The sequence below is a fragment of the Acidimicrobiia bacterium genome, assembly GCA_016650365.1.
Lineage (GTDB): Bacteria > Actinomycetota > Acidimicrobiia > Spongiisociales > JAENVV01 > JAENVV01.
In genome coordinates, this window is sequence record JAENVV010000198.1 from 1 (window position 1) to 5,070 (window position 5,070).

5 protein-coding genes are annotated in these 5,070 nt (G+C 60.6%); 2 read left to right on the plus strand and 3 right to left on the minus strand.

Annotated features, from left to right (window positions below; translation table 11 throughout):
- The first annotated feature begins 119 nt into the window (after nt 1–119).
- Together JJE47_12090 and JJE47_12095 are read left to right on the plus strand one after the other, a co-directional pair.
- Complete coding sequence (locus JJE47_12090) at nt 120–1,280, plus strand: DUF222 domain-containing protein (protein MBK5268163.1); 1,161 nt, start codon at nt 120–122, stop codon at nt 1,278–1,280.
- 136 nt (nt 1,281–1,416) lie between these two features.
- Nucleotides 1,417–2,724 carry a hypothetical protein gene (locus JJE47_12095; GenBank protein ID MBK5268164.1) on the plus strand — a complete coding sequence of 436 codons (1,308 nt, stop codon included), beginning with the start codon at nt 1,417–1,419 and terminating at the stop codon, nt 2,722–2,724.
- 15 nt (nt 2,725–2,739) lie between these two features.
- Here the strand turns inward: JJE47_12095 and JJE47_12100 are convergent, their stop codons facing one another.
- From JJE47_12100 to pgi, 3 genes are all read right to left on the minus strand, one after another.
- Nucleotides 2,740–3,258 (minus strand): YIP1 family protein, encoded by a 519-nt coding sequence (locus tag JJE47_12100; protein ID MBK5268165.1) that lies wholly within the window; start codon nt 3,256–3,258, stop codon nt 2,740–2,742.
- An 86-nt stretch (nt 3,259–3,344) separates the two neighbouring features.
- Nucleotides 3,345–4,196, minus strand: a complete 852-nt coding sequence (locus tag JJE47_12105) for a universal stress protein (protein ID MBK5268166.1) — start codon at nt 4,194–4,196, stop codon at nt 3,345–3,347.
- Between the two features lie 33 nt (nt 4,197–4,229).
- A partial coding sequence (pgi, locus tag JJE47_12110; GenBank protein ID MBK5268167.1) for a glucose-6-phosphate isomerase occupies nt 4,230–5,070 on the minus strand: 841 nt, incomplete at its 5' end.

Consider the following 5,070-nt stretch of genomic DNA (forward strand, 5'->3'; position numbering starts at 1 on the left):
CTGCACCGGCGAACCCATTGCCGAGCGGGTCCCGGCTTATGTCCTGACCATCGAAATCGCCTGAAGATTCCGGTCGGACCCGTTCATTTTTTGTCACACCCGGATCGTATTGTTCAGGAATGGAGACATACATTGCTGGTGACGGGTTCGACCGGTCGCCAGATGACATCGAACAACAGATTTTGGCCGATGAACTGATCATCGGACGGTTGCGGGCCCGACAGATGGTCAACATCCAACTGGCCGACGAGATGCAGCTGGCCGCCGCCGACGGGTGTCGGACCCTGACCGAGTGGGTCGCTTCTCGGACGGACACATCCCGGCACACGGCCAAAACCCTCGTGATGACCGCCCGCCGGCTCCTCGACCGGCCGGCCGACCACATGAAACTTGCCGCCGGCGAACAAAGCTTCGAGCGGGCCAGCGTCACCAGTCGCCTCAACGATTCGGTGGATCCGGACAGCTACGACGTCGACAGTCTCCGCCGTATCGCTCGCCGGCAGGCGGGCATCACCCCCACCGAAGAGTCCGCCAGGTTCGATGAGCGGTACCTGCACATCCAACCCACCCTTGACGACACCGCTTGGAAACTGTGGGGCCAGCTTGCTGCGCTCGACGGGGCCATCGTCGAGCAAGCCCTATTCGCCAGAGCTGACGAACTCCCTAACGATTTCACCACTGCTCGATCAACCAAGACTGCCGACGCACTCGTGGCGATTTGCCAGGACTCACTGGACCCAATCCCCGACCGAACCGCTCAGCAGCTCCCGACAAGGGCCATGGCAGATGGCGATTCTGCGACCTTCCCAACCCTGGAAGCGCTGGGCCGCATCTACGAGCGGACCCGGCCAGGTATCACCGTCTTCGTGAAGGCCCAACAGCCCGGCGCAGCGGTTGGAACATTGATGGGCGGCCAACTGATCGGCCCCAACACACTTGAAGAGATCCTCTGCAGCGGCACCATCGAAGCTATATCCGTGACCGATGACGGCAAACCTCTCAATGCGGGCCGCAGGACGGCCAAAATTCCCGGTCGCCTCCGCAAGTTTGTGATCGGTCGCGACGGTGGATGCTGCGCCGAAGGCTGCACCAGCCGCTACCGGCTCCAAGTTCATCATCGGGTCCACTGGTCAGACGGGGGCGAAACCGATGCCGATAATCTGGTCACCCTCTGTTGGTTTCATCACCACGTGGTTGTTCACCAACGGGGCTTCATGATCGCTCCCGAATCACCCCCGCACCGACTTCGTTTTAAAGCACCCCAACCGCAGGGCCCGTAGACACAGCGCTATCCGGCCGATCACCGCTCCCACTCTCACCAAATCAGTCCACAGTTTTCACTTTCACGGTCAAACCCGTCGCTTCTTCGCGTGCGAAAAGCCTGCAAAACTGCAATTCGCCGGTACGCTCCCCTTCATGCGTAGGGTCACCCTCATTATCAGCTTGTCGATCCTCGCCGCCAGCTGTACCGGTTGGACCACCCAGGGCAACATCGCCGCAAACACGACTTCCGCGACCGCCCCCGCTCCAGCGACATCGACATCGACAACCATTCCGTCGCCAACAACCACCTCGACCTCTTCCACAACGACGACCACCACCATTCCCCCCATCGAGGTGAGCGGTACGGTTACCGACGCAAACGGTTCACCCCTGGCTGGAGCAACCGTCGCATCAGATCAAGGATTGGCCACTACCGGAGCCGATGGCAAGTTCGACCTGATCGCCATCGGCCCGACCGTCACTTTCACCAAACCGGCCTGGCTCCCCCTTGAAGTCGACTGGTCAGCCACCAGCGACGCCCAGGTACTTATGGAACCGCGCATCGTCAAGGCCGTGCGAGTAGCCCGATACACCTACCTCGAACGCGACGGGCTCGAAGGGACCATGGAACTGATCAAAGACACGTCGATCAACGCCATCGTTTTCGACACCAAAGACGAGGTCGGTACGACCCTCTATCCGACGACGGTGGCGCTGGCCAACGAAATGGGGGCGGTCGAAGACTTCTACGACCCGGTCGCCACGCTCGAGACGGTGCACGCCGCCGGCCTGTACGCGATCACCAGGATCGTCACCTTCGAAGACCCGATCTGGACCAAAGCCCATCCTGAATCCAAGTTGGCTGGAAAATGGATCGATCCCCGCAACCCTGACAACTGGGAGTACCCGCTGGACCTGGCCATCGAGGCGTGTGAGCTCGGCTTCGACGAAATCCAGTTCGACTACGCCCGCTTTCCGGCGGGTAGTACCGCCGGGGCGGCTCCCCCGACCACCCAGCAAGAACGCCTCACAGCCATCAGTGGATTCCTGACCGAAGCTCGCAGCCGTCTCCATCCGCTCGGATGTGCCGTTTCAGTAGACATCTTCGGCATCACCACCTCGTCGCCCACCGACGAAGGAATCGGGCAGCGGCCAGAGGAACTATCGGCAATGGTCGATGCGCTTTCGCCGATGGTCTACCCGTCGCACTACAGCCCTGGTTGGTTGGGTTTCTCAGATCCCAACGACCACCCGGGCCCGGTCACCGCGGATGCTCTAGAGGCCGCTCTGCCGCGCATGACACCGGGTTCCATCCTGCGCCCGTGGCTCCAAGCGTTCTACTACAACAGCGGACAGGTCAGGGCTGCCATCGACGAAGCCGAATCTCGCGGCCTGGGTTGGATCCTCTGGAACGCGGTGGGCAACTACAACAAGGAAGCTCTGACTCCCGCTGAAAAGTGAGGAATGGTCCCCGTCCTACGAAGATCCGGCAATTGCCGCCACCAGAACGAGGACGATGAGCAACACGAGCGCAATAGCGATGACGACCGGAATCAGCACCACGGCGGCAGCCGCTCCAGTGCTGAGCTTCATGTTCTCCCGCACGTTCAAGATGAACAAGTAGACACCCCACAGGCTGATAACCCAGCCAAGTACCGGAATACCACCGAGGGCCGACGGGACCGCTGCATACGCATTGCCTCGCATCAGTCCTTGAAGATCTCCTTCACCGCCGAACATTTTGGCGAGCCCATAGAACACAAGACTGCCGATCCCCCAGGCGATGAAAGCACCGATCAATCCACCGAAAGCCCCGGTAACGGGAGACGAATTGGCGTTGAAGATGCCGTTGATGAGCCCACCAACAAACCCGACTACCCCCACGACGGCAGCAGCCGAAGAAGTGTGGGATTCGTCAGCGCCAATCTCGGAGAAGACCGTCGCGTCGGCCTTTATGGCGCGGGTAGCCCGTTCGATTATGACAGTCGTGTCCATGGTTGCCCCTCACTTGGCTGTATGTACCATCAGACGATAACCAATTGGCCAGTCCGGTCCCGGGATATCAGGAGAAAATCGGCGAGTTAGGGACGTCGGAAGGTCGCACTTACATTGGCAATGGCCACATCGCAGTGAGCGGACTCCATCACTTCTTCGGCAACGGTTCCCAGGAGAACGACGGAGTTTCCTCCCCCGCCCTTTGAGGAAGCCGTGACGAGGTCGACCGACCGGCGGCGAGCGGTCTCAGAAAGTGCCGTTGATGGCGGGCCGGAAACGACTATCGGCGTAACCGTGGGATAGTCCGAGACGAAATCGGCGAGGGCCTCTGTCGCCCGTTCCATACGATTCGTATGCAACTTCTCGACCTCGCCCCGCGAGCGACCTGACTCGATAAGCATCTGATCGAACCGCGAGACAAGCGCGTAAGCCGCCAACACCTCGGCTCCGGGGGCCAATTCGAAGGCCAACTCCAACGCTTGACGCGACGCATCAGACAGATCAACCGTCGCCAGGACCCGGTGGTACGGCCGTCGAGGTTGGCGGCGGACCGCCAGGACTCCTGTCCGTGCCTTACGGGCCAGGCGCCTGGTCACCGGACCGACCTTGCCGGCATCGAGCGAGGAGGTTCCGGCCACGATGAGGTCCGCCGAACGGGCGATCCGTGAGATATGAGCGGTGGGGTTCCCGGACGGGATTACCAGATCAACCGATACGTCGGTGCGCCCCCGGACCCAATCAGCGAGGTCGTGAGCCATCTCGTTGGCAGTCTGCGTGAACAAGTTCATCTCCGCAGGTGCAAGCAGAACTCCCTCGGCAGGGTCGAACACATGAACCAGCGTCAACGTGGCCCCTTGCTCCTCGGCAATCATTCGGGCCCGGTCCGCCACCCGACGACCGACCGGCGTCAAATCAATCGCCGCTACTACCTTGCGCATAACAACCTCATCGCGGAAAAGTTAGCCGATGGGTCATGACCTTCCTCTCGCCTGTCGATATCGACGAATCTGAGCGTTGGTAGAAGCATCATGATGCAATTCAGGCACCGACTCGGCAGTCAGCTCTTCGATGATGGCCGTAGCCAGAACCTTGCCAAGTTCTACTCCCCATTGATCGAACGAGTTGATCCCCCATATGGCGCCTTGCGTAAACACCTTGTGTTCATACAACGCAATAAGCTGACCGAGCACGGACGGAGTCAGCTTCGGGGCGATGATCAGCGAGGTTGGGCGGTTTCCGGGGAAGGTTCGATGCGGCACCAACTCCGGCGCGACTCCGTCAGCGGCAACTTCCTCCGCGGTCTTACCGAACGCCAAGGCCTCAGCCTGTGCAAACAGGTTCCCCATGAGGAGGTCATGCTGCCCGCCGATATCGTCCGATGACTCCAGGAAGCCGATCAGGTCAGAAGGCACGATGGCCGTCCCCTGGTGGATGAGTTGATAAAACGCATGCTGTCCGTTAGTGCCGGGTTCGCCCCAGACAATCGGCCCGGTATCCATCTCGACCGGTGACCCGTCCTTACGAACCCGCTTACCATTCGACTCCATATCGAGCTGCTGGAGGTAGGCAGCAAACCGATCAAGGTCCTGGCTGTAGGGAAGCACCGCATAGGTCGGATAGTCGAGAAAGTTGCGATACCAGATCCCGATGAGCCCCAGCAACACGGGAACGTTCCGCTCCAGCGGAGTGCTTCGGAAATGAACGTCGACGGCGCGCATGCCCGACAACATCTCCCGGAACGAGTCCGGGCCGACCGCAATCATCAGGCTCAAACCGATCGCCGAATCCATGGAGTACCGGCCCCCAACCCAA